Origin of the sequence: Bradyrhizobium sp. LA6.1, assembly GCF_040547805.1 — a bacterium.
Classification (GTDB): domain Bacteria; phylum Pseudomonadota; class Alphaproteobacteria; order Rhizobiales; family Xanthobacteraceae; genus Bradyrhizobium; species Bradyrhizobium barranii.
This window is the reverse complement of the sequence record NZ_JBEPQK010000004.1, coordinates 40,476-63,138: the sequence shown is the minus strand read 5'-3', so window position 1 is coordinate 63,138 and position 22,663 is coordinate 40,476. Positions and strand designations below refer to the sequence as shown.

The window sequence follows — 22,663 nt, the reverse complement described above, 5'->3', positions numbered from 1 at the left end:
TTGTTTTCGGTGATCTTGCGATCAGTTGGTGGCCTTGCTGGCGCTCACCAGCGTCGGCTTTTCAATGTAGTTATCCGCGAACAGCTTTTTCAGGTTCTCGACCTTCGGAATGTCGTTGTAGGCGATGTAGGGCTGGTTCGGGTGCAGCGTCAGATAGTCCTGGTGATAGGCCTCCGCCGGGTAGAACGCTTCCAGCGCGCCGACCTTGGTCACGATCGGCTTGCTGAATACTTTGGCGCCGTTGAGCTGGGCGATATAGGCGTCCGCCACCTTCTTCTGCTCATCGGAGGTGGTGAAGATCGCCGAGCGATATTGCGTGCCGGAGTCGGGGCCCTGCCGGTTGAGCTGGGTCGGGTCGTGCGCCACCGAGAAGTAGATCTGGAGGATCTTGCCGTAGGAGATCTTCTTCGGGTCGAACTTGATCTCGACCGACTCGGCATGGCCGGTCCGGCCGCTCGAGACCGTCTGGTAATCGGCGGTCGCCTTGGTGCCGCCGGCATAGCCGGAGACTGCATTGACGACGCCGGCGGTGTGCTGGAAGACGCCCTGGACGCCCCAGAAGCAGCCGCCCGCGATGACGGCGGTCTGGATCCCGGTTGCGGGCGACGCATCCGCGGTGGGCGCGGGGATCACGACGGCATCCTCCGCGGCCCTGGACGGCACGGCGAAGGCCAGCGTCAGTGCGGTGGTGGCGGCGAGCAGCGAGGCGAGGGCGGTGCGGCGCATGGCGATCCTCTTCGGAAGGTCTGACAGTGTAGGGCGGCCGGGGACGGGCGAACAGCCTGTTTGGCCGCGTTTTCGGACATCTGAGATACGGGCGCAGACGGCGATTGTTACGGGGAAACGGACACGAGTCTGTGAAAAATAGCCTCAGACGGCGCGGCTTGGCGAGGCCGGGAACTCCGGGCTAGATGAACGCGCGCGATCGCGCTCGACTCAATCATGTGGTGGCTGGAGCTGACCTGACAACATGCTGCGTGTCATTCCCCTGACCCTCGCCATCCTGATCTCAAATGCCGCGATCGCCGCGGCCGAGCCGCAAGCCGGCGAGGACCTCGCCACCTGTCGCGACCGCCAGGCGGAGGCCCAGGCCCGCGCGACGGCCTGCGACAATCTGTTGAAGGCCGATAAGCTCGGCGGCAAGGACAAGTCGCTCGCGCTCGTCGTGCGTGGCAATGCGCTGATCAACAAGCGCGACTATGACCGCGCCATCGAGGCGCTGTCGTCCGCCATCGATCTCGATCCGGACAATGTCGGCGCCATCAACCTGCGCGGGCTCTCCCATGAGCGCAAGGGCGAGGACGATCTCGCCATGGTCGACTACAATCTCGCCATCCAGAAGCGCGCGAATTTCGGCTATGCCTACAACAATCGCGGCACCATCCATCTGCGCCGGGGCGCGCTGCAAAGCGCGCTCGACGACTTCAACCTGTCAATCAAATACACGCCCACGTTCCTGCTCGGCTGGACCAATCGGGCCCGCATGCGCACGCTGAACAAGGATTTCGACGGCGCGATTGCCGACTTTGCGGCAGCCGAGAAGATCGACCCGGCCGCGCCGCAGATCGCCGGCAACCGCTGCATCACCTACGGCATGATGGGCAAGTACGACCAGGCGTTCGCCGACTGCGACGGCCTGATCCAGAAGCAGCCCAGGAATACCTTCGCGATCAACAATCGCGCCGAGGTCAACGTGATGAAGGGCGACCTCGACGCCGCGCTGAAGGACTACAACACGGTCATCCAGCTCAATCCGAACAGTGTGCGCGCCCATTCCGGCCGCGGCCAGATCTACGAGCGCAGGAAAGATCTCGCCCAGGCCCGCGCCGACTACCGCGCGGCGGCCTATTCGCTGACGAGGTTCGACGAGCCCGACGTCGCGCGCGCCCGCGCCATCGCGCAGGAGCGCTTGGCCGCACTGACGCCGCAGGCGCCGGCCGGGTCCACCGGGCGCCGCGTGGCGCTCGTGATCGGCAACGGCGCCTACAAGAACGTCCACGCCCTGCCCAATCCGCCGCGCGACGCGAAAATGATTGCAAACGTGCTGCGCGATGTCGGCTTCCAGACCGTGATCTCCGTCAGCGACCTCTCCCGCGACAAGTTCTTCGAAGCGCTGCAGACGTTTGCCACTGAGGCGGAGAATGCGGATTGGGCGGTGGTCTATTACGCCGGCCACGGTTTCGAGATCGGCGGCGTGAACTATCTCGTCCCTGTGGACGCCAAACTTGCCGCCGACAGGGACGCCGAGACCCAGGCGGTCGCGCTGGAGCAGGTGATCGCAGCGGTGGGCGCCGCGAGAAAAGTGCGTCTGGTGATGCTGGATGCCTGCCGCGACAATCCCTTTGCGCCGGCCATGCAGCGCACGCTGTCGCTCAAGCTGGTGGACAAGGGCTTTTCCAACATCGAGCCCGGCGCCGGCTTCATGGTGGTCTACGCCGCCAAGCACGGCGAGACTGCGCTGGACGGCGATGGCGGCGCCGACAGCCCCTTCGCCACCGCGCTCGCCCGCGAGATCAAGGTGCCGAAGGTCGAGATCCGGAAACTGTTCGACATCGTCCGCGATGACGTCTGGTCCGCCACCAAGCACGAGCAGCAGCCGTTTTCATACGGCTCGCCGCCGGGACGCGAGGATTTTTATTTCGTGGCGGGGAAGTGAGGGGTTGCAGAGACCGTAGCCCGGATGGAGCGCAGCGAAATCCGGGAATCGCGAGCGCGGACCCGACCCCCGGATTACGCTTCGCTCCATCCGGGCTACAACAGTGCCGTAGGGTGGGCAAAGCGACTTGTCCGCCGTAGCTCGAAGAGCGAAGGCGGAAGCGTGTCCACCATTCTTATTGAATGTGTGGAGAGATGGTGGGCACGGCGCGTTGCGCCTTTGCCCACCCTACGGCAGCGTCACACAACGATACTCAACCGCTTCGCCGCCCGCGTAATCCCCGTGTACAGCCACCGCGCCCGGCTATCCTGGAACGCGAAGCTCTCGTCGAACAGCACGACGTCGTCCCATTGCGAGCCCTGCGATTTGTGCACGGTCAGCACGTAGCCGTAGTCGAACTCGTCATACGGCTTGCGCTGCTCCCAGGCGATCGCCTCGACGCCGCCCTCGAAGCAATCGGCGCGCACCGAGACCTTTGTCACCTTGTGACCGAAGTCTTCATCCGGCGACAGCCGCATGCTGAGGATGCGGGATTTCGAGCGCGAGGTGTTGCGTGATTTCACGCGCCACAGGCCGCCGTTGAACAGGCCCTTCTTGCGGTTGTTGCGCAGGCACACCAGCTTGTCGCCGGCGACCGGGAAGACATCCTCGATGTTCTGGCGCTGGCGCACCCGCATGTTGTAGGCGCGGCGCGTGTTGTTGCGGCCGACAAGCACCTGGTCGGCGCCCATGACGCGGTCCGGATCGAGCTCTTTCCGCGACACCACCTCGCTCTCGCCGTAACGGCCGATATCGAGCTCGCGGCCCTCGCGGACATCCATCGACATCCGCACGATCGGATCGTCCTGGGCCTGGCGATGCACTTCGGTCAGCATCGCGTCGGGCTCGGTGTTGGTGAAGAAGCCGCCACCCTGGATCGGCGGCAGCTGCGCGGGATCGCCGAGCACCAGCAGCGGGCAATCGAACGACATCAGGTCGCGGCCCAACTCGGCATCGACCATCGAGCATTCGTCGATCACGATCAGCTTGGCCTTGGAGGCCGGCGCGTCGTCCCACAGCTCGAAGCTCGGCTGCTCCTCGCCGGATTCGCGGGCGCGGTAGATCAGCGAGTGGATGGTGGAGGCCTCGTCGCAACCCTTGTTGCGCATGACCAGCGCGGCCTTGCCGGTGAAGGCGGCGAACTTCACCTCGCCGTCGACGCCTTCGGCGATGTGCCGCGCCAGCGTGGTCTTGCCGGTGCCGGCAAAGCCAAACAGGCGGAACACCGGCGGCGTGCCGTTGCGGCCGGGTTTTGCCTTGAGCCAGTCGGCAACGGCTTTGAGCGCGGCATCCTGATGCGGGGTGAAAGTGGCCATGTCTGTCTTGAGGAAGGGCAGAATCGAGGCGATTCGCCATCCCTCGAAACTAACCATTCGGCCCAAGGGTTCAAGCGGCCCAGCCGCCCCTATTGCCAGCCGGGAACGCCGCGCATGTCGGGCAGGTGGTGGGCGATGCCCTTGTGGCAGTCGATGCAGGTCTTTTCCTTCGTGAACAGGAAGCGCTGGTGCGCCACCGAGGCCCGTGGCGACTGTTTCGTGATGTCCATGGAATCGGCGCTGTGGCAGTTGCGGCACTCCAGGGAATCGTTGGCCTTGAAACGCGCCCATTCGTGTGCGGCGAGCTCGAGCCGGTGGTCCAAGAATTTCTCGCGGGTGTCGATCGTGCCGAAGATCTTGCCCCAGACCTCCTTGGAGGCCTGCATCTTGCGCGCGATCTTGTCGGTCCAGTTGTGCGGGACGTGGCAGTCCGGGCAGGTCGCGCGCACGCCGGAGCGGTTGGTGAAGTGGATGGTCGACTTCAGCTCGGCGAAGACGTTTTCGCGCATCTCGTGACAGCCGGTGCAGAATTTTTCGGTGTTGGTCAGCTCCAGCGCGGTGTTGAAACCGCCCCAGAAGATCACGCCCGCCGCAAAGCCCGCGAGCACCAGCACGCCGAGCCCGAACACCGAGCTCGGCCGGATCAGCACCTGCCAGAGCTCGCGCGCGAAGTCCCAGCAGCGCAGGATAAAGCTACGCTTGGCTTCCACCTTTCCCTTGGGCTCGTCAGCAGCCGTCGTCATCGGCGGCCACCGGGGCTGGCGCGCGAGAGCAGCGTGTCGATGTCGATGAAATCGTTGCTCACCGGCGGCGTCGCGGTGTTCTGCGGCACGTGGCATTCCGTGCAGAAGAAGCGCCGCGGCGAGATCGAGGCCAGGAACTGGCCGTCGCGGTCCATGAAATGCGTGATCGAAACCATCGGCGCCTGCGATTCCGCGATGCGTGCCCGCGCATGGCAGGACAGGCATTTGTTGCCGTTGAGGTCGATCTGGTAGCCGTCGATGGTGTGCGGGATCACCGGCGGCTGCTCCGGGTAGTTGCGCACCTCTCTCTCGGACGTATTGCGGTTCGGCAGCATCGGTGGCGCCGCGCCCTCGTCATTGAGGGGGGCCGGGCCCCGCAGGCCTGACGTCACCGTCTGCGCGGTGAGAGAGCTCGCGCCCGCGGCGATCGCGACCGCGAGCAGGGCTATGCCAAATCGTTTCATCATGACAGGTTCACCCGCTCGATGCGCACGGCGCATTTCTTGTAGTCGGTCTGCAGCGAGATCGGATCGGTGGCGTCCAGCGTCACCTTGTTGATCATCTTGGATTCGTCGAACCACGGCACGAACACGAGGCCACGCGGCGGCCGGTCGCGGCCGCGCGTCTCGACGCGGGCGCGGATGAAACCGCGGCGGGATTCCACCTTCACCTCGTCGCCGCGCCGGAGTTTTGCTTCCGACGCATCGTCGGGATGCATGAAGCAGACGGCCTCGGGGAACGCCTTGTAGAGCTCGGGCACGCGGCGCGTCATGGTGCCGGAATGCCAGTGCTCCAGCACGCGGCCAGTCGAGAGCCAGAACGGATATTCGTTGTCGGGTGATTCCGCCGGCGGCTCGTAGGGCAGGGCGAAGATGCGCGCCCTGCCGTCGGGATAGCCGTAGAACTGCACGTCGGTGCCCTGCTTGACGTAGGGATCGCTGCCCTCGCGGAAACGCCATTTGGTTTCCTGGCCGTTGACGACGGGCCAGCGCAGGCCGCGCTCGCGGTGATAGGCCTCGAACGGCGCGAGGTCGTGACCGTGGCCGCGGCCGAACGAGGCGTACTCTTCAAAGAGCCCCTTCTGCACGTAGAAGCCGAACGCCTTGGATTCCGTGTTGGCGTAGCCTTCCTCTATCTCCGAGGTCGGAAACTTGTCGACCTGGCCATTCTTGTAGAGCACGTCGAACAGCGTCTTGCCGCGAACCTCCGGCTTCTTGGCGATCAACTCCTCCGGCCAGACTTCCTCGATCTTGAAGCGCTTGGAGAACTCCATCAGCTGCCAGAGATCGGACTTGGCCTCGCCGGGCGCGTTGACGAGCTGGTGCCAGAACTGCGTGCGCCGCTCGGCATTGCCGTAGGCGCCTTCCTTCTCCACCCACATTGCGGTCGGCAGGATCAGGTCGGCGGCCAGCGCCGTCACCGACGGATAGGCGTCCGAGACCACGATGAAATTGTCGGGGTTGCGGAAGCCCGGATAGGTCTCCTCGTTGGCGTTGGGACCGGCCTGGAGGTTGTTGTTGACCTGCACCCAATAGGCGTTGATCAGGCCGTCCTTCAGCATCCGGCTCTGCAGCACGGCGTGGGCGCCGTTCTTGTCGGGAATGGTGCCTTCCGGCAGCAGCCAGAGATGCTCGGCCTTGTCGCGATGCTCCTTGTTGGTGACGACCATGTCGGCGGGCAGGCGGTGCGAGAAGGTGCCGACCTCGCGCGCGGTGCCGCAGGCCGAAGGCTGGCCGGTGAGCGAGAACGGGCTGTTGCCGGGCGAGGAGATCTTTCCGGTCAGGAGATGGATGTTGTAGACGAGGTTGTTGCACCAGACACCGCGGGTGTGCTGGTTGAAGCCCATGGTCCAGAACGAGACCACCTTTGTCTTGGGATCGGCATAGAGCTCGGCGAGCGCTTCGAGCCGGTTCATCGGCACGCCGGACATCTCGGCAGCTTTCTCCAGCGTGTAGTCCGAGACGAATTTTACGAATTCGTCATAGCTCATGTCGGTGGAGTCGTTGGCCTTGGCCGCACCGGTTGCTTTTTTCTGCAGCGGATGCTCGGGCCGCAATCCATAGCCAATGTCGGTCTGCCCGCGCCGGAAGATCGTATGCGCAGCGACGAAATCCTTGTTGACGCGTCCGGTCTTGATGATGTGGTTGGCGATGGCGTTGAGGATGTAGAGATCGGTCTGCGGCTTGAACACCATGCCGATGTCGGCGAGGTCGAACGAGCGGTGCTCAAAGGTGGACAGCACGGCGACGCGGACATGCGGCGCGGACAGCCGGCGGTCGGCGAGGCGCGTCCACAAAATGGGATGCATCTCCGCCATGTTGGAGCCCCACAGCACGAAGGCGTCGGTCGCCTCGATGTCGTCATAGCAGCCGGCCGGCTCGTCGATGCCGAAGGTGCGCATCATGCCGGCGACGGCAGAGGCCATGCAGTGCCGCGCGTTGGGGTCGATGTTGTTGGTGCGGAAGCCGGCCTTGTAGAGCTTCGAGGCGGCGTAACCTTCCCAGATCGTCCACTGGCCGGAGCCGAACATGGCGAGACCGTTGGGCCCGCGCTTCTTCAGCGTTTCCTTCCACTTCACCTCCATGATGTCGAAGGCTTCGGTCCAGCTGATTGGCGTGAACTCGCCGTTCTTGTCGTACTTGCCGCCGGTCTTGCGCAGCATCGGCTGCGTCAGCCGGTCGTGGCCGTACATGATCTTGGAAAGGAAATAGCCCTTGACGCAATTGAGGCCGCGATTGACCTCGGCCTTGATGTCGCCATGGGTGGCGACGACGCGGTTGTCCTTGGTCGCGACCATCACGGAGCAGCCGGTGCCGCAGAAGCGGCAGGCGGCCTTGTCCCATTTCAATTCGCTGTTGTCGCGCTCGGAGACGAGATTGGCGGCGAGCGCCGGTGCCGGCATGCCTGCTGCGGCAGCCGCAATCGCGGCGGCCTCGAGCTTCAGCATCTGGCGGCGGTCGAGCTTTGGCGATGTCATGATGGCTCTCCCGGCCGTTAGGCGGTTTCGATGGCGTGGAAGACCAGCGCCGCGGAATAGACGTTGGGCAGCGACTGGATGGTGTTGAGCAGGGTGCCGAGGCTGCCGGCATCCGGCGCTTCGGTCACGACGACGAGTTTTCCGCGCGGGTCTCGTCCGTGAATTTCGCAGCCGGGAAGTGCTGCGATCTCGGCTTCCAGTTCGTCCAGGCGCTCGGGGCGGGCCTGCACGATGATGCTGGCGATCTCGCAACCTGGCGGCGCGACGACGCGGTCGGCGGTGAGCACCCGGCCGGTGATCAATGCGCGGCGGTTGAGTGTGGATTGGGCCATGATGCCTGTCTTTCGCTGTTCGGAGGTCAATGCGGGGAGGGTGGCGGGCCGGGAGGGCCGGCGAACATCTGGTAGATCCAGACGCCGAGCCCGTATGAGCCGACCGTTCCGACCGCGAGGACGGGCATCACGACCGCGGTCAGGAACAGGAAAGCGAAAATCTCCATGCGCTTACGGCGCACGCGCGAAGTCGTGTCGTCAGGGGCCGACATATTCGGTCTCTCTGAAATGGTGCTGGAATCGGGACGGCATCCGGGCCGTTGCCTTACTGCACTTTAGATGCAGCAGGGCCGCTGCCGCGTTGATCTGGATCAACCCGTCGACTTGACCGGATGTCGCGGCGCGGCCAACGGACCGAGCCGCGGCGCTCCGTGCGCGCGAGAGAAGCAAGCGGCAACGATCGTTACCCAAAAGCGAAGATGCTTTGCGGCTCGGGGGTCAGGCCGCATACATCTTCTCTTGCCTCGGAAATGCCCGCGACCTACTACCAGTGGTAGCGGGCGCCGCAACATCCATCGCTGCTACGTGGCGGGAGCTACATATGAGGCGAATCCGAATCATTCATAAGACCGAATATTTTTACAATCAGCCGGTCACCTTCGGCACTCATCGAGCCATGATGCGGCCTCGCGAGGGACATGACGTCCACATCGTGAGAGGGTCGATCGATATCGAGCCGAACGCGGAAGTTCGCTGGTTGCGCGACAATTACGACAATGCCATCGCAGTCGTGACCTTTTTGGAATTATCCGACACGCTCAGGATCGCAAGCGAGGTCGACGTCGACCTTTACCACGACGACCCCATTGAATGGCGGATTGCGCCATTCGCCAGTTCATTTCCCTTCCAATATCCCCCGGAGGAGCAGCTTGAGCTGACGGTGTATCGTCTCCCGAGCTATCTCTACGACGCCACCGCCCTGCTCGAATGGTTGCGCGATCTCTACAAACCCGGTCAGTTGATCGGCACGCTGGACCTTCTGAACAATTTGAATACTCACATCTACCGATCGTTCAAATACGTTTCCCGCGAGGCTCTCGGGGTTCAATCACCCAACGAAACGCTGCGGCTCGGCAGCGGGACCTGTCGCGACTATGCGGTGTTCATGATGGAAGCTGCCCGCTACTGGGGATTTGGTGCGCGCTTTGTCACCGGCTACATCCAGATGGCCGAGGGACAACACGGCGCCACGCACGCCTGGACCGAGATCTATATCCCCGGAGCCGGGTGGCGCGGCTATGATCCCACCAACAACAAGATCGTCGGCAGTGAACACATACCCGTCGCCGTGACGCGCGAACAGGAAAGGGCCTCTCCGCTTTCCGGGACGTGGGATGGTCCGGCGGATGCATTCAGCCGGATGAACGTCTCGGTGCAAGTCATATCAATTCCAGCATCGCCATGATCGTAGTCCACGGTCGATCACGGCAAGCGCGGGTTGGCGGCCAGTCGGTGTGTCCCTGATCCCTCGCCCGTCTTGTCATCATCATTTGAATTGAAGTCGGCGACTTCCATGGCAGGCATCCATGTTTGATCCGACGATTGTCTTGGTCCTTCTCGGGGCTGCGATCCTGATGTTCGCGATCAACAGGCCGCGCCTGGATGTGGTCGCACTGATCATGCTCCTTGCGCTCCCCTTCACCGGTGTCCTCACCATGAGCGAAGCATTGGCAGGTTTCAGCGATCCGAACATTGTGCTAACGTCGGCAACCCGAACCTCTCGGTCTGGATCGATGAGTACAAACTCGCGGACCGCGAATAACGGCTGCGCGTGACGGAACAATCGTCTCTCGCCGGCATGACCATTGAAGCCCTGGACCTTCGCGGCTCGGCCGGAGCAAGCATTGTGGCCGTGGAACGCAGCCGCAGATTTGGTCACCATCAGCCTGCCCCGCCGAGTCCAAGCAGGTTCTCCAGGTGCCGGGCAAGGCGCCGCAGGCGGTGATTTGCCTGGCGCCCGTCGTTTGATGGTCAGCGGCCTGATCCCGAATGTGCAGGCCGCCCTGATCGGATGCATGCTGATGGCGCACTGGGCTGTATCGACATTACCAGCGCTTACCGTTCGGTCGACTGGAAGACCATTGTCCTCATTGTTGGAATGTTGCCGTTTTCAGTCGCCCTGGAGAGAACCGGCGGGGTTGAACTTGCGGCTGATGGGCTAAGAGCCATCACCAGCAGTGCCGGCCATCACGTCATGCTCGCCACGCTCTTTGCCATGACGGCGCTGCTTGGGATGTTTATCTCGAATACCGCGACGGCAGTATTGATGGCCCCCGTCGCTATCGCTGTCGCGAAGGAAATGCATGCCTCGCCGTATCCGTTTGCAATGACGGTGGGCCTGGCTGCTTCGACTGCTTTCATGACGCCTGTGTCGTCGCCGGTTAACACGTTGGTGGTCGCCCCCGGACATTACACGTTCGGTGACTTTGTGCGCATCGGCGTACCGTTTTCCCGGGTCGTCTTGATCGTCTGCACCTTGCTCGTGCCCTGGCTGTTGCCGCTCTGAACCGGGTAACGTCCTGAATTTGTTAAACGTGATTTGCTTCGCGATCTCGTCGGTCACCGCGGGGAGATTGGCGGGCCGGGACCACCGCCGCAATTTTGGATTGTGCCCGCGCAAGGGCGGTGCGAGAGTCTGATCTCGAACGGGGAAACGCGGATTGTGAACGCGATGGGGCTCTCGGCCATCGATCTCGGGCTTCGCGGCGCGGCGAGCGGCGTGTTCCTGTTGATCGTTCTCATGGTGCTGCAGCGTCGTGCCACCAATCAGCTCGCCTTGCTCGGCACGGCCATGGCCGCCGGCGGAGCGTTCTATGCAATCGTCACCGCGCCGGTCTTTCCTAAATCGTTATTGTGGTGGACGTTGCCGATCCTGTCCTCGCTGCCCGCCGTCTTCTGGTTGTGGGCGCGCGCGTCGTTCGACGACGATTTCGTGCTCCGGCGACGGCATGGCGTCCTGTGGCTGACCATCTTGGCCGTCGGATTTGCGGTGTCGCTCGGTTGGACGACCTGGCCCAATTTGGCCAGGGGCGGTAGCAAGGTCCTGTCGGCCGTGGCTGTGCTGCTGGCGCTCGCGGCCGCGGTCCAGACGGTCAAGACCTGGCGTGTCGATCTGGTCGCGCGGCGGCGCCGGCTGCGGCTGGCTGTGCTCGCGATCAATGTCGTGTTCATCGGGGGCGTGGCCGGAGCGGGCGTCGCTGCGGTCCCCGTCGCGGTTCCCGGCGAGCCCAGCAGTCTTCCGACCGCGATCAGCCTGTTCGTGTTGGCGATGCTCGCCGGCCTCGGCGTTTTGGACCTGCGGGCGATTGTCAGCGTCAATGATGCCGCGGCGGCGATCGAACCCGGCGACACGGCCGGGCGACCGGTGACCGATCGTGCACCCACAGGGCGGGGCACGGCCGACCCCGTCCTGTTGCGGCGCCTCGACCATCTGATGACCGTGGAGCGAATCTACCGGCAGGAAGGTCTTGCGATCGGCGCGCTCGCGGCGCGGCTCGATGTTCCCGAGCACCGACTTCGCCAGGCCATCAACGAAGGGCTGGGTTATCGCAACTTCAACGCGTTCCTCAATCACTATCGCATCGAGGATGCCAAGCTGGCGCTGTCCGATGTGACGCAACGGGAGGTGCCGGTGCTGACCATCGCCATGGATGCAGGCTTTCAGTCGATCGGGCCTTTCAATCGCGCCTTCAAGGCCGAAACCGGCGCAACTCCGACCGAATTCCGGCGCGAGGCGCTGAGCCGGCCGCAAACGGCGCCGGATGCCGACCGCAATTTCGAAATCGGCCAGCTGCGCCGAGAAATCGGCTAGCCGATTATAGGATTGGGCAAGAGAGCCCTGACATGATCGGGCAGATTGCCGGAAACAAGCCTTTCACCAGCAAGCCGAGTCCGTCCATGTCCCGATCGACCGCCATCGCCCCCGCATCGGAACGGTTGCACGCGCTCGACGCGGTCAGGGGTTTTGCCCTGCTGCTCGGCATCGTCCTGCACGCAACCCTGTCGTTCGTGCCGGCCCCGACCAGGATCTGGGTCATACAGGATACCCATCAAAGCCTGGCCCTGGGCCTGCTGTTCTTCGTCATCCACGTCTTCCGGATGACGACCTTCTTCCTGATGGCGGGTTTCTTCGCCCGGATGAGTTTCCATCGCCGTGGGACCTTGGGCTTCTTGAGGGACAGGTTGCAGAGGATCGGACTGCCGCTCGTGATCGGCTGGCCGATCGTGTTTACGCCGATGGTTCTGGTGGTCATCTGGGCCGCGGGCTTTCCGAATGGCGGTCCGATCCCCGGCGCACCTCGCTGGCCGCCGGTGCTGCCGAATTTCCCGCTGACCCATCTCTGGTTTCTCTACGTATTGCTCGAGCTCTATGTCGCCATGCTCCTGCTGCGCGGCGTGGTCGTCCGGCTTGATGTGTCCGGCAAGCTGCGCACGGTCGTTGACCGTCTCTTCGCAAGCGTCATGCGAAATCCGCTGGCGCCCCTGGTTCTGGCGATCCCGATCGGCATCGCCTTCAGCCTCGACCCAAGATGGATCAACGTGATGGGGGTGAGGACGCCAGATCAATCATTCGTCACCAACGCGCAGGCCTGGATCGGCTTTGGCTCCGCATTCGCCGTCGGCTGGCTGCTGCATCGGCAGCTCGATCTGCTGCGCCTCATCGAGCGACGCTGGTTGCCGCACCTCCTGCTCGCGGTCGTCCTGATTCTGATCAGTTTCGTGCTTGTCGGGGTGATGATGTCCGTGCCGGGTGCGCCGAAACTGCCGGTTAGTTTCGCCACGCTCAGGCTTGTCTCCGCCATCCTGTATGCACCGGCGATATGGATCTCGACCTTCGCGGTCCTCGGCCTCGCACTTCGCTTCATGTCCGGCTTCAGCCCGACCCGGCGCTACCTCGCCGATGCGTCTTACTGGCTCTATCTGATCCACATGCCGATCGTGATGGCGCTACAGGTCGTGCTGTCGCAGCTCGACTGGCCCGGGCCGATCAAGTTCGCCATCATTCTCGTCGTCGCGATTCTCCCGATGTTGGCGAGCTATCATCTGCTGGTGCGCTTCACCTTCATCGGCGTGGTGCTGAATGGCCGCCGCGCCGAAAAGCGCGTTCTCCCGCGCGGCGGAATTGCGACCGCGTAGACAGCGCCTCCCCGCTCACTAAGATGAGCGCAACAAGAATAAGCGGGAGAGGCGTCATGAAGTTCGGCATCTTCTATGAGCTGCAGCTGCCACGGCCCTGGGTGGCCGGCGACGAGCTGAAGCTCTACCAGAACGCGCTCTCGCAGATGGAACTTGCCGACAAGCTCGGCTACGACCACGCCTGGGTCGTCGAGCATCACTTCCTCGAAGAGTACTCGCACTCACCCTCGCCGGAATCGTTCCTCGCCGCCGCCAGCCAGCGCACGAAAAACATCCGGCTCGGCCACGGCATCCTCCAGCTCACCACCAATCATCCGGCGCGCGTCGCCGAGCGCGTCGCGGTGCTCGACCTGCTCTCCAACGGCCGTTGCGAATTCGGCATGGGGGAGAGCGCCTCCATCACCGAGCTCACGCCGTTCGGCCGCGACATGGAGACCAAGAAGGAGGTCTTTGAGGAGGCCGTGCAGGCGATCTTCCCGATGTTCAAGGACGCTGGGTCCGAGCACCACGGCAAGTACTTCGACATTCCCTTGCGCAATGTCGTGCCGAAGCCGGTGCAGAAGCCGCATCCGCCTCTGTGGATGGCGTGCTCGCAACTGCCGACCATCGAACGCGCCGGCCGTCACGGCTTTGGCGCGCTGGGCTTCCAGTTCGTCAGCGCGGATGCCGCGCATGCCTGGGTGCACGCCTATTACAACGCGATGACCAAGCGGTTGCACAAGCTCGCCGACTACGAGATCAACCCGAACATGGCGCTGGTGTCGTTCTTCATGTGCGCCAAGACGGATGAGGAGGCGCGTGCGCGCGCCGACGGCGCCACCTTCTTCCAGTTCGCGCTGCGCTTCTACGGCGCCTCGCAGAACCGCCAGCGTCCCGCGCCCTACACCGTCAACATGTGGGACGAGTACAACAAGTGGAAGCGCGACAATCCGGAGGCGCAGGAGGCGGCGCTGCGCGGCGGCCTGATCGGCTCGCCCGAGACCATTCGCAAGAAGCTGAAGCGCTTCCAGTCCTCCAATATCGACCAGGTCATCCTGCTCAACCAGGCCGGCAAGAACAGCCACGAGCACATCTGCGAATCGCTCGAGCTGTTCGGCCGCGAGGTGATGCCGGAGTTCCAGAACGATCCGGCCCAAGCGGCGTGGAAGCAGGGCGTCATGAGCGGCGAGATCAAGCTGGAGGAGATCGACACCGAGGCGTTTACGGATCGCTACGGCAAGCTCGCGATCAACGTCGCGCCGGCGAAGGCTGCAGCGGGGTAGGGGAGCTGCATCCGGCATGGGCCCCGGCTTAGCAGCGCCATAGCGCGTCGAAGACGCGCGTAAACGCGCTTATGTCACGCTGCGCTGCGTCCGGGGCACGAGACCATCCTCTGCATCGACCAGCAACACTCTCCTGTCCCGGACGCGCTGCAGCGTGCAACGTTGCTGCGCAGAGCCGGGACCCAGAAGCGGCATAAGCCGCCGTCTCCGACTTTCGGTCAAACCCGGCTGCTGATATCGTCCGCCAAAAGAACTTTTGCGGAGGAAACCGATGCGGCCCCACGGCATGGCCTCAACTCCAGCGGCGAACAACATCGCGCCGGCGGTGCTCGCCATCGGCCGACCTGATTTCCCGAATGTCCTGATCGACACGTTGCGCCGGCAGGCCGGCGTCGGCCATTGCATGGTGTTCGCCCTGACGCGCACCGGCGCGGCGAGCTGTCTGCTCGACGCCGGCAACATCCCGATCGGTAGCGATCTCGGCGCCGCCTATGCCGGTCAGTTCCACGAATCCGATCCCAATCGTGATGCGCTGTTCGAAGGCGAGGGCAGCGCGCCGATCATGCTGCCGTCGTTCGCGCCGCGCATGTATGGCGCGCGATACCGGAAAATCTTCTTCAACGACTCTGATATCGTCGACAAATATGCGACAGCGATCTGGGTCGGCGACACCTGCTTCTATGTCAACTTCTACCGCATCACCGCCCAGGGCCGCTTTGGCGACGCCGAGCGTGCGCGGCTTCAGACCATTGCGCCTGCGATTGGCGCCAGCGTTGCGCGTCATTTCCAGCAGGCGGCCACCGCGACGCCCGACCAGAACCTCGCCGCGTTGTTCGCAACGCGCGCGCCCCTCTCCGCACTGACGCCGCGCGAGCAGGACGTCTGCCGCCGCATCCTGCTCGGTTTCAGCTCCGAGGCGATCTCGCAAGCGCTGGGCATCAGCCTGCATTCGACCCTGACCTACCGCAAGCGCGCCTATGAGCGGCTCGGCATCTCCTCGCAGAACGAGTTGTTTGCGATCGTGCTGGGCTTGCTCTCGGGGCCGGGCCACCTGAACTAAAGGGGACTCTAGATCCACGATATCTGCTTCCGAGAGCAAAGCCGACGCGCAGCCGGCCCTCCGGGGTCGTCGCCTTTTGACCCAAGGCCGACATCCGCGGCGCGAATCCTCTTCAAGGATACTTACGCTTTCCCAAGTCGGATATGGTGTTGACCAGAATCAAGGGGGCAAAGGTGCAATTTCCAATGAGGCAAATCATACTCTCAATAGTCGCTGTTTTGTCGTTCTCATCTGCGCGTGCTGAGATGGTCAAGATACCTTGGCATACTTCAGCGCAGTCCCTGCCTTGGATTCCCGGCAACGAATACATCGACGGCAGGTCGAAAAACTTCATGGATGGCACCGTCGAGGAAAAGGGTAAGGTAAAGGCCGAGGGCGAACTGTCGGCGGACATTATACGGCCGCAGGGCGCCAAGGGACCAGACCCCTTCGTGATCATGCTGCACGGCTGCGACGGGTTCGGCCGGGTCGAGAGGAAATGGGGGCGTGACTACGGCGGCAGATTGGTCGGAGCAGGCTATGGTGTTCTCCTGCTCGACAGCTTCGGCAGCCGGGGATTGGGACCCGACGGCGTCTGCTCGGATCCCAGCCAGTTGACTTGGGCGCGGCGCCGGGCTGACGATGCGTATGCGGCGCTGGACTGGCTCATCGGACAGAAGATCGCCGATCCCAAGCGGGTCTACGTCCTTGGCCGCAGCAACGGTGCGACCACGACCTTGATCATCATGAACCGGGCGATCGGCGACCTGCACGAGCACATGTTCGCGGGCGGCTTCGCGATGCAGCCGTCCTGTTATTTGATGAAGAACGTCGAGTTCTACGCCCCGGTCCATCTCTTCCTAGCAGAGAAGGACGAGGCGACCAGCCCCATCCTCTGCGGCCAGATGGCCGAGAGCAAGCGGTCGATTCCCGTGAAGACGGTGCTGTGGAAGGGGGCGAACCACAGCTTCGAAGATCACGAGCCAATCCACGTTTTCCATGGCTACCATGTCGGATACAATGCCGCGGCTGCGGAAGGCACCATCAAGGCAATCATTAGTGCGTTGAACGAGGCCAAGAAAGCGGAAAACTGACCGCGCGGAGTCGCACAGCCTGTAGGTATGCGACGACGGCCGAATGGCGGCGGATAGATGCGGGAAGTCCGCCTGAACGACTTCCGCTCGTGGCCCGAAGCCGCCGTCAATGAAGGAGCGGAGCGCGTTCGCTCCGCCCGGCGATTCAGACCCCGACTCGTTCCGCGATGAGAAGCGCGTCGTCCGCATCGCAACCTCAATATCAAGCGGTACGCCCAATTTTCACGTCGCCGAACAAGAGTTGGGCGTTAACCATCGCCAACGGTTCCCCTCTGAGCGACATCGCTTCGAAGTTTCTTAAATCTTGCCGGGTACCTCTTCCAGGCATGGTGACCTGGGGAAAGACATGAGTAAGCGGGCCAAACGTAAGAAGGCAGAGGCCCTCGCAATACCCATGGCCGCGAGAGTCGCAATTGGCGCCGTGGCCGTCGCCGTCGTGGGGTATAGCTTGCTGTCTAGCCCGGCGGACGTGCAACCGATACGAAAACCGTCAGCACAACAGGCCCAGGCGTCGTCAACTCCGGTTTACGTGTCGACTCCAGTTCGTGCATCAGCGCCAGCTCCGGCTGCGATTCCGGTTCCGGCTCCGATCCCGGCCCCTCTGGTCGAACCACCCAAAGCCGACGCTGGCGTTCCCGGAGCACTTGTCCGGCAGGTGGTTGACTACGCCAGCCGTCAGGCGCCGGGCACCGTGATCATCGATACCGGAAACACATTCCTCTATTTCGTTCTGAACGACAGGCAGGCGATGCGCTACGGCATCGGTGTTGGCCGCGAAGGTTTCACATGGTCCGGTGAGCAGACTGTGGCCCGCAAAGCAGAATGGCCGGATTGGCATCCGCCTGTGGAAATGGTCTCGCGTCAGCCTTATCTGCCGCGGTTCATGGCGGGCGGTCCGGGCAATCCGCTCGGCGCCCGGGCGATGTATCTCGGCGAGACCGAATATCGCATTCACGGCACCAACAATCCCGATACGATCGGGAAGAAGGTTTCGTCCGGCTGTATCCGGCTGACCAATGACGACGTCGCGGACCTTTACGAGCGGGTGAAGATCGGAGCGAAAGTGATCGTGCTTCCGGCAACCGCAGCCCGCAGGCCCTCCCAGGGAGCGCCGGCCGACGCCGCTTTCCGGCTGCCGGACCCGGCATCGCCGTCGAAGCGGCCCCTGGCGGCTAACGCGCAGATGTTGTCATCCGGACCGAAGATCGCCGAAGCTCGGTAAGTCAGTCCTCGGTCCTCGGTCTGCAACCGAGGACAAGGAGGCAATTCAAGTCGTCGCGTTTAAGTCAGTTGCGGGCACTTAACGAACGTTCGCTCATGCGCTTGCCGATGTCCGCCGTCGGGGAATCGCGAATCGACTAAAGCGAGCGGTTTATCGCTTCGATGACTTGGGATAGCATCGTATCATCCCCGCCCTATCGAGGGGTGACGGGTAAGGCCGGCATTTGAATTGGAAGACTTAGGTTTCAAATGCCTCGCTTACGGCCCTCGGAATGTGAGGCATTTCGCAGACAGATCTACGCGCGCATTGTCAACTCCTGAGAGGAGCGAGTCCCGACATGAGACGTCGCGAGTTTGTCACGCAACTAGCCGGTGCGGTGGCGGCTTTGCCAATCGCGGCGCTTGTCCTTGCCCTTGCGAATTCCAAAAGCCTTGCACAGGCAGCCAAGAACGAGCCGAGTACTGAGGCCCTTCGGCTTGAACTCGACAAGGAAAAATGGCGCGACGAACGTGAGATGCGGGTGCGCGAGCTTGCTCTAAAGGAGCGGGAGCTTTCGCTTCGGGAAGGCGAGCAAGTCAGCTCTAAATGGTTCAATCCTCTCTTTGTCGCGATTTGCGCCGCCGCTCTGGCTGCATTGGGAAACCTCTTGGTCACCTTTTTCAACGGGAGGACCCAGCTAAAGCTTGAGACAAGCAAGGCGGAGTCCACGCGCATTCTTGAAATGATCAAGACCGGCGACACGGAAGCCGCGGCCAAGAACTTGGAATTCTTGCTCGGAGCAGGCTTGGTCGTTGAGAAGGACCAGGCAATCTCTCTTCGAGAATATCTTGATCGTCGGCAGCCGGGCAAAGGTCCGTCGCTACCATCGCCGGGACGATTTGCCTTTGAGGCTACAACTGATCTGACGGCCGACATTCAAACCGAGCTACAGGGAAAACTCGAGGCATACATTGCTTACCTCGACAAGATTGGTTCGCCGCCCGACTTGGTTCAGGCGAAGATCAAGATTGGTGCGGTGCCCGGGCAGTATGCCCGGTACCAAAACAACACGCTCGAAATTGACTCCAGGATCGCCCGCGATGTTTTTGTGGCCTTGCGAGAATATAGCCATCACGCTCTAACGTCCAAAACCAACAATCCATGGACGGGAAACTTCGCCGGGATCGAGTCGGGTCTTGCCGACTACTTTCCAGCAAGCTTCTTGAACAACCCACGGGTAGGTGAAATTTCCGCTGAGATCATCCGCCCGGGTCAGCCATATCTCCGTTGCCTCGACAACAGGCTGAAGTTCAAGACGACAAAGGCTTTGAAAGATGATCCCTGGACTACCGGCGAGATTTGGGGCGGTGCGTTCTGGGAAATGCGCAATCGACTAACTGGGGATGTGATCGATCCGATTCTTATGAAGGCATGGTGGTCTTTGTTGGACCACCCGTCCAAGACCAGCGCGCCAAAGGCGTTTGCAGCCGAGGTGCTTGCCGCCGCAAAGCTGAATCAGCACGACAAGACGATCCAAACGATTCTGCGAAGTCGTGGATTTTCGCTTGATAAGGCCGCGTCCGTCCCTGGCCCTTAGACGCGATCGGTAGATGCTTTGCGTGGGCTTCGCGGATGGCGGCTCGATCCCCGGCCGTGAGAAGCTGTAGGCGCAGGCCATACAGACCGTCCTTACGGCGGCCCGATTCTTTCGCGATGCTTGGCTGAATCTTTGCCGGCTTGTCCCAATCGCTGGGGACAGACAGACGCCTCCGAAAACGGTAACTTGAGGGATCGAGGAAATTACAGGGGAGCAACGCTTGAGCACCGCGCCGCGCATCGACATCGACCCTGCTTCGTTCTGGGCCGATCCCTATCCGATGCTCGCAAAAATGCGCAAGGAAGCGCCGATCGCCTTCGTGCCGCAGCTCGGCTCGACGCTGCTTGCGAGCCGCGACGACATCTCGATCTCCGAGAAGCAGATCGACGTGTTCTCCTCGCACCAGCCCGCCGGCCTGATGAACCGGCTGATGGGGCACAACATGATGCGCAAGGACGGCGAGGCGCATCAGGTCGAGCGGCGCGCGATGTTTCCGACGGTGTCGCCGAGGACGGTGAAGGCGCACTGGACCGCGCTGTTCCAGGCCCATGCCGACCGCATCATCGGTGCGATCGAGCCGGGGCGGATCGATTTCATGCGCGACTTCGCGCTGCCGTTTTCCGGCGAATGCCTGAAGTCGATCACCGGCCTCACCAATATCGGCTTCCAGGACATGGACGCGTGGTCGCAAGGCATGATCGAGGGCATCGCGAACTACACCGGCGACCCCGCGGTCGAGGCGCGCTGTCATGCCGCGACGTCGGGCATTGATGCTGCGATCGACGACATTCTGCCCGTGATGCGCAAGCATCCCGATCAAAGTATCCTCGGCGTACTCCTTGCTGCGGGCATGCCGATGGAGAGCGTGCGCGCAAATGTAAAACTCGCGATCTCTGGCGGCCAGAACGAGCCGCGCAAGGCGATCGCCGGCACGGTGTGGGCGCTGCTGAGCCATCCTGAGCAATTCGATCTCGTGCGCAAGGGTGAGGTGACCTGGCTCGAGGCGTTCGAGGAATATGCCCGCTGGATTTCGCCGATCGGCATGTCGCCGCGGCGCATCGCAAAACCGTGGAGCATCCGTGACGTCTCTTTCGAGCTGGATGAGCGCGTGTTCCTGATGTTCGGCTCCGCCAATCGCGACGAGAAGCATTTTGAGCGCGCCGACCAGTTCGACGTGCGGCGCGACACCTCCAAGAGCGTCGCCTTCGGCGCCGGCCCGCATTTCTGCGCCGGCGCCTGGGCCTCGCGTGCGATGATTGCCGACGTCGCGCTGCCGACGGTGTTCGCGAGGGCGAGTCGTCTCGAACTTGCCGACGATGAGCCAGTGCGGATCGGCGGCTGGGCGTTTCGCGGCCTGCAGAACCTGCCGGTGAGGTGGGTGCACTGACCAGACGACGGTCGCCGTGACGGCGAATTCGTGTCGTCGGACGATTGAACCGCATCGTTCCCCGGCGACACATATGGCGTCATGTCCATCCAGTTCTGGCCCAAGCCGTGGCTTGAATCGTCTCTGGCTGCCGCATCGGCGCTGATCGCGTTGCTGGTCGTCGTACCGGCGCGCGCCGCCGGACCGTCCTCCATTTCCGGCTGCTGGACGCAGACCTCGCTTGTGCCTTACGCCCAGACGCCGCCCGGCAAGGAGTGGGGTTCGCGGACCTGGTGCTTCAGGCCAGATGGGACGATGACCAGTGTCCACATCGCATGCGGCCGCGGCGGTTGCGACGGTTGGGATCGGGACGGACGTTACCACTGGCGACGGCCGATCGTGTGGATCTCCGACGTCGATACGTCAGACGACGGCAAGCGTCAGACAAAGGTGTGGCGTCGATGTCGCGTCAGTTTCCGCGCCAGGGATCGCATGGTGCTCGAGAATTGCTATTTCTCGTCCGATCCCTGGGTGCGCGAGCACTGACCGCGCCTTGTCGGAGGCCCCGATCCACACACTGCCATGATGCCATCATGCGCCTGTTTTGCCCGACGTGTCAAAACTAACTTCGGATAATGCGTAAGTCATTGATCGGACTATGGTCGGCTACTGTGCATGGGGTTGTTTTCGACAATTTATGTTTGGGCGCTGCGAGCGTCGGCCGGATTCCCACGGCTCTCACATTCGCGTGCGGAAAAGAATCCCTCTGCATGAGCGCGGCCGCTTGAAAGATTAATCATGCGCTTCGCCACGCGCGCAGTGCTCGCATCGCTATTTCCCGTGGCGTCTCGACACCTCCGCTGACCCGCACCATCATTCCTGCAACGCAAGGGAATGACGGCCGCAGGCGGCCGGGAGTGTGGAATGCAGCGTCGTGACTTTCTCAAGCTCTCCGTTGGAACTGCGGCCGCCGCTGCATTTGCCTCGCGCGCGAACGCGCAGGGCGCGGTGAAGGAAATTCGTATCGGCTACCAGAAGACAGGCGTGCTGGTTATCACGCGCCAGCAGGCTTCCTTGGAAAAGCATTTCAATCCGCAAGGCATCGACGTGAAATGGGTCGAGTTCTCCTCGGGCCCGCCGATGATGGAGGCGATGAACGTCGGTAGTGTCGACTTCGGTTCGGTCGGCGATTCCCCGCCGGTGTTCGCCCAGGCCGCGGGCGCCGCGATCGTCTATGCCGCCGGCCAGCCCATCACCAACGGCCAGGGCATCCTGGTGCCGAAGGATTCGCCGATCCGTTCGATCGCCGACCTGAAGGGCAAGCGTATCGGCTTCACCAAGGGGTCCAGCGCGCACAATGTCGTGGTGCAGACGCTGGAGAAGGCCGGTCTCACCTATGCCGACATCACCCCGGTCTATCTGACGCCGCCCGATGCCGGTCCCGCCTTCGCCAATGGCAGCATCGAGGCCTGGGCGATTTGGGATCCCTATTTCGCGATCGGCGAGACCAAGCAGAGCGGCCGCATCCTGATCAATGCGCGCGAAGTCACCAAGACCAATTCCTTCTACATCGCCAACCGCGAGTTCGCGAAGAACCACGGCTCCATCCTGCAGCAGATCGTCGATGTGACGACCGCGACCGGAAAATGGGCCGAACAGCACCGCGGTGAGGTCGCCAAATGGCTCGCCGCAGTTACCGGCGTCCCGCTGGACATCCAGACGGTTGCGGCCGAGCGCGCCAACTTCGTGGTCGGCCCCGTCACCGACGACATCGTCGTGACCCAGCAGGGCGTCGCCGACCGCTTCTACAAGCTCGGCCTGATCCCGAAGCCGGTCGTCATTCGCGACATCGTCTGGCGCAGCGCGGCGACCTGATCGTGCCGACCAATCTCCCCATATCAAAAG

Annotated in this window: 21 protein-coding genes; 14 read left to right on the top strand and 7 right to left on the bottom strand. The window is 62.8% G+C overall.

Going from position 1 to position 22,663, the window contains the following annotated elements; genetic code table 11:
- Positions 1 to 21: 21 nt before the first annotated feature.
- The gene (gene msrA / locus ABIB99_RS10845) at positions 22 to 726 is read right to left on the bottom strand and encodes a peptide-methionine (S)-S-oxide reductase MsrA (RefSeq protein WP_354175782.1); all 705 of its coding nucleotides are present in this window, start codon (positions 724 to 726) and stop codon (positions 22 to 24) included.
- Positions 727 to 970: 244 nt separating this feature from the next.
- On the opposite strand from msrA, the gene ABIB99_RS10840 reads away from it, so the two are divergent.
- Positions 971 to 2,656, top strand: coding sequence for a caspase family protein (locus tag ABIB99_RS10840; protein WP_063981178.1), 1,686 nt, complete (start codon positions 971 to 973; stop codon positions 2,654 to 2,656).
- Positions 2,657 to 2,895: 239 nt separating this feature from the next.
- Here the strand turns inward: ABIB99_RS10840 and ABIB99_RS10835 are convergent, their stop codons facing one another.
- The 6 genes from ABIB99_RS10835 to napE all read right to left on the bottom strand — a co-directional run bounded on the left by ABIB99_RS10835 (position 2,896) and on the right by napE (position 8,275).
- On the bottom strand, positions 2,896 to 4,011 hold the full coding sequence (locus tag ABIB99_RS10835) for an ATP-dependent DNA helicase (protein WP_063981179.1): 1,116 nt from the start codon (positions 4,009 to 4,011) through the stop codon (positions 2,896 to 2,898).
- 89 nt (positions 4,012 to 4,100) lie between these two features.
- Positions 4,101 to 4,754 (bottom strand): NapC/NirT family cytochrome c, encoded by a 654-nt coding sequence (locus ABIB99_RS10830; RefSeq protein ID WP_063981180.1) that lies wholly within the window; start codon positions 4,752 to 4,754, stop codon positions 4,101 to 4,103.
- Complete coding sequence (locus ABIB99_RS10825) at positions 4,751 to 5,221, bottom strand: nitrate reductase cytochrome c-type subunit (RefSeq protein WP_028151035.1); 471 nt, start codon at positions 5,219 to 5,221, stop codon at positions 4,751 to 4,753. The genes ABIB99_RS10830 and ABIB99_RS10825 overlap by 4 nt, the downstream gene beginning before the upstream one ends.
- Positions 5,218 to 7,731 (bottom strand): nitrate reductase catalytic subunit NapA, encoded by a 2,514-nt coding sequence (gene napA, locus ABIB99_RS10820; protein ID WP_063981181.1) that lies wholly within the window; start codon positions 7,729 to 7,731, stop codon positions 5,218 to 5,220. The genes ABIB99_RS10825 and napA overlap by 4 nt, the downstream gene beginning before the upstream one ends.
- A gap of 17 nt (positions 7,732 to 7,748) precedes the next feature.
- Entirely contained in the window at positions 7,749 to 8,063 is a 315-nt protein-coding gene (locus tag ABIB99_RS10815) for a chaperone NapD (protein ID WP_063981182.1), read from the bottom strand.
- A 26-nt stretch (positions 8,064 to 8,089) separates the two neighbouring features.
- Positions 8,090 to 8,275, bottom strand: coding sequence for a periplasmic nitrate reductase, NapE protein (napE, locus tag ABIB99_RS10810; protein WP_027532529.1), 186 nt, complete (start codon positions 8,273 to 8,275; stop codon positions 8,090 to 8,092).
- Between the two features lie 329 nt (positions 8,276 to 8,604).
- Here napE and ABIB99_RS10805 point away from each other — a divergent pair, with 329 nt between their 5' ends.
- The 13 genes from ABIB99_RS10805 (at position 8,605) to ABIB99_RS10745 (ending at position 22,633) form a co-directional block, all read left to right on the top strand.
- A complete protein-coding gene (locus ABIB99_RS10805; protein ID WP_063981184.1) occupies positions 8,605 to 9,468 on the top strand; it encodes a transglutaminase family protein in 864 nt (287 codons plus the stop codon).
- Between the two features lie 121 nt (positions 9,469 to 9,589).
- Entirely contained in the window at positions 9,590 to 9,838 is a 249-nt protein-coding gene (locus ABIB99_RS10800; protein ID WP_166080580.1) for a hypothetical protein, read from the top strand.
- Between the two features lie 236 nt (positions 9,839 to 10,074).
- Positions 10,075 to 10,569: an SLC13 family permease gene (locus ABIB99_RS10795; protein ID WP_354175780.1), complete on the top strand. Its 495-nt coding sequence runs from the start codon at positions 10,075 to 10,077 to the stop codon at positions 10,567 to 10,569.
- A 165-nt stretch (positions 10,570 to 10,734) separates the two neighbouring features.
- Positions 10,735 to 11,874, top strand: coding sequence for a helix-turn-helix domain-containing protein (locus tag ABIB99_RS10790; RefSeq protein ID WP_354176193.1), 1,140 nt, complete (start codon positions 10,735 to 10,737; stop codon positions 11,872 to 11,874).
- 86 nt (positions 11,875 to 11,960) lie between these two features.
- Positions 11,961 to 13,199 (top strand): acyltransferase family protein, encoded by a 1,239-nt coding sequence (locus ABIB99_RS10785; protein WP_354175779.1) that lies wholly within the window; start codon positions 11,961 to 11,963, stop codon positions 13,197 to 13,199.
- A 56-nt stretch (positions 13,200 to 13,255) separates the two neighbouring features.
- Positions 13,256 to 14,461: an LLM class flavin-dependent oxidoreductase gene (locus ABIB99_RS10780; RefSeq protein ID WP_354175778.1), complete on the top strand. Its 1,206-nt coding sequence runs from the start codon at positions 13,256 to 13,258 to the stop codon at positions 14,459 to 14,461.
- 271 nt (positions 14,462 to 14,732) lie between these two features.
- Positions 14,733 to 15,521: a helix-turn-helix transcriptional regulator gene (locus tag ABIB99_RS10775; RefSeq protein WP_354175777.1), complete on the top strand. Its 789-nt coding sequence runs from the start codon at positions 14,733 to 14,735 to the stop codon at positions 15,519 to 15,521.
- Between the two features lie 149 nt (positions 15,522 to 15,670).
- Positions 15,671 to 16,594, top strand: a complete 924-nt coding sequence (locus tag ABIB99_RS10770; RefSeq protein WP_187387926.1) for a dienelactone hydrolase family protein — start codon at positions 15,671 to 15,673, stop codon at positions 16,592 to 16,594.
- Between the two features lie 346 nt (positions 16,595 to 16,940).
- On the top strand, positions 16,941 to 17,816 hold the full coding sequence (locus ABIB99_RS10765; RefSeq protein ID WP_063981191.1) for a L,D-transpeptidase: 876 nt from the start codon (positions 16,941 to 16,943) through the stop codon (positions 17,814 to 17,816).
- Positions 17,817 to 18,153: 337 nt separating this feature from the next.
- Positions 18,154 to 19,392 (top strand): hypothetical protein, encoded by a 1,239-nt coding sequence (locus ABIB99_RS10760; protein WP_354175775.1) that lies wholly within the window; start codon positions 18,154 to 18,156, stop codon positions 19,390 to 19,392.
- Positions 19,393 to 19,612: 220 nt separating this feature from the next.
- A complete protein-coding gene (locus ABIB99_RS10755) occupies positions 19,613 to 20,779 on the top strand; it encodes a cytochrome P450 (protein WP_354175774.1) in 1,167 nt (388 codons plus the stop codon).
- An 81-nt stretch (positions 20,780 to 20,860) separates the two neighbouring features.
- Complete coding sequence (locus ABIB99_RS10750; protein ID WP_354175772.1) at positions 20,861 to 21,304, top strand: hypothetical protein; 444 nt, start codon at positions 20,861 to 20,863, stop codon at positions 21,302 to 21,304.
- 378 nt (positions 21,305 to 21,682) lie between these two features.
- Positions 21,683 to 22,633 (top strand): sulfonate ABC transporter substrate-binding protein, encoded by a 951-nt coding sequence (locus ABIB99_RS10745; protein WP_354175770.1) that lies wholly within the window; start codon positions 21,683 to 21,685, stop codon positions 22,631 to 22,633.
- Positions 22,634 to 22,663: the final 30 nt, after the last annotated feature.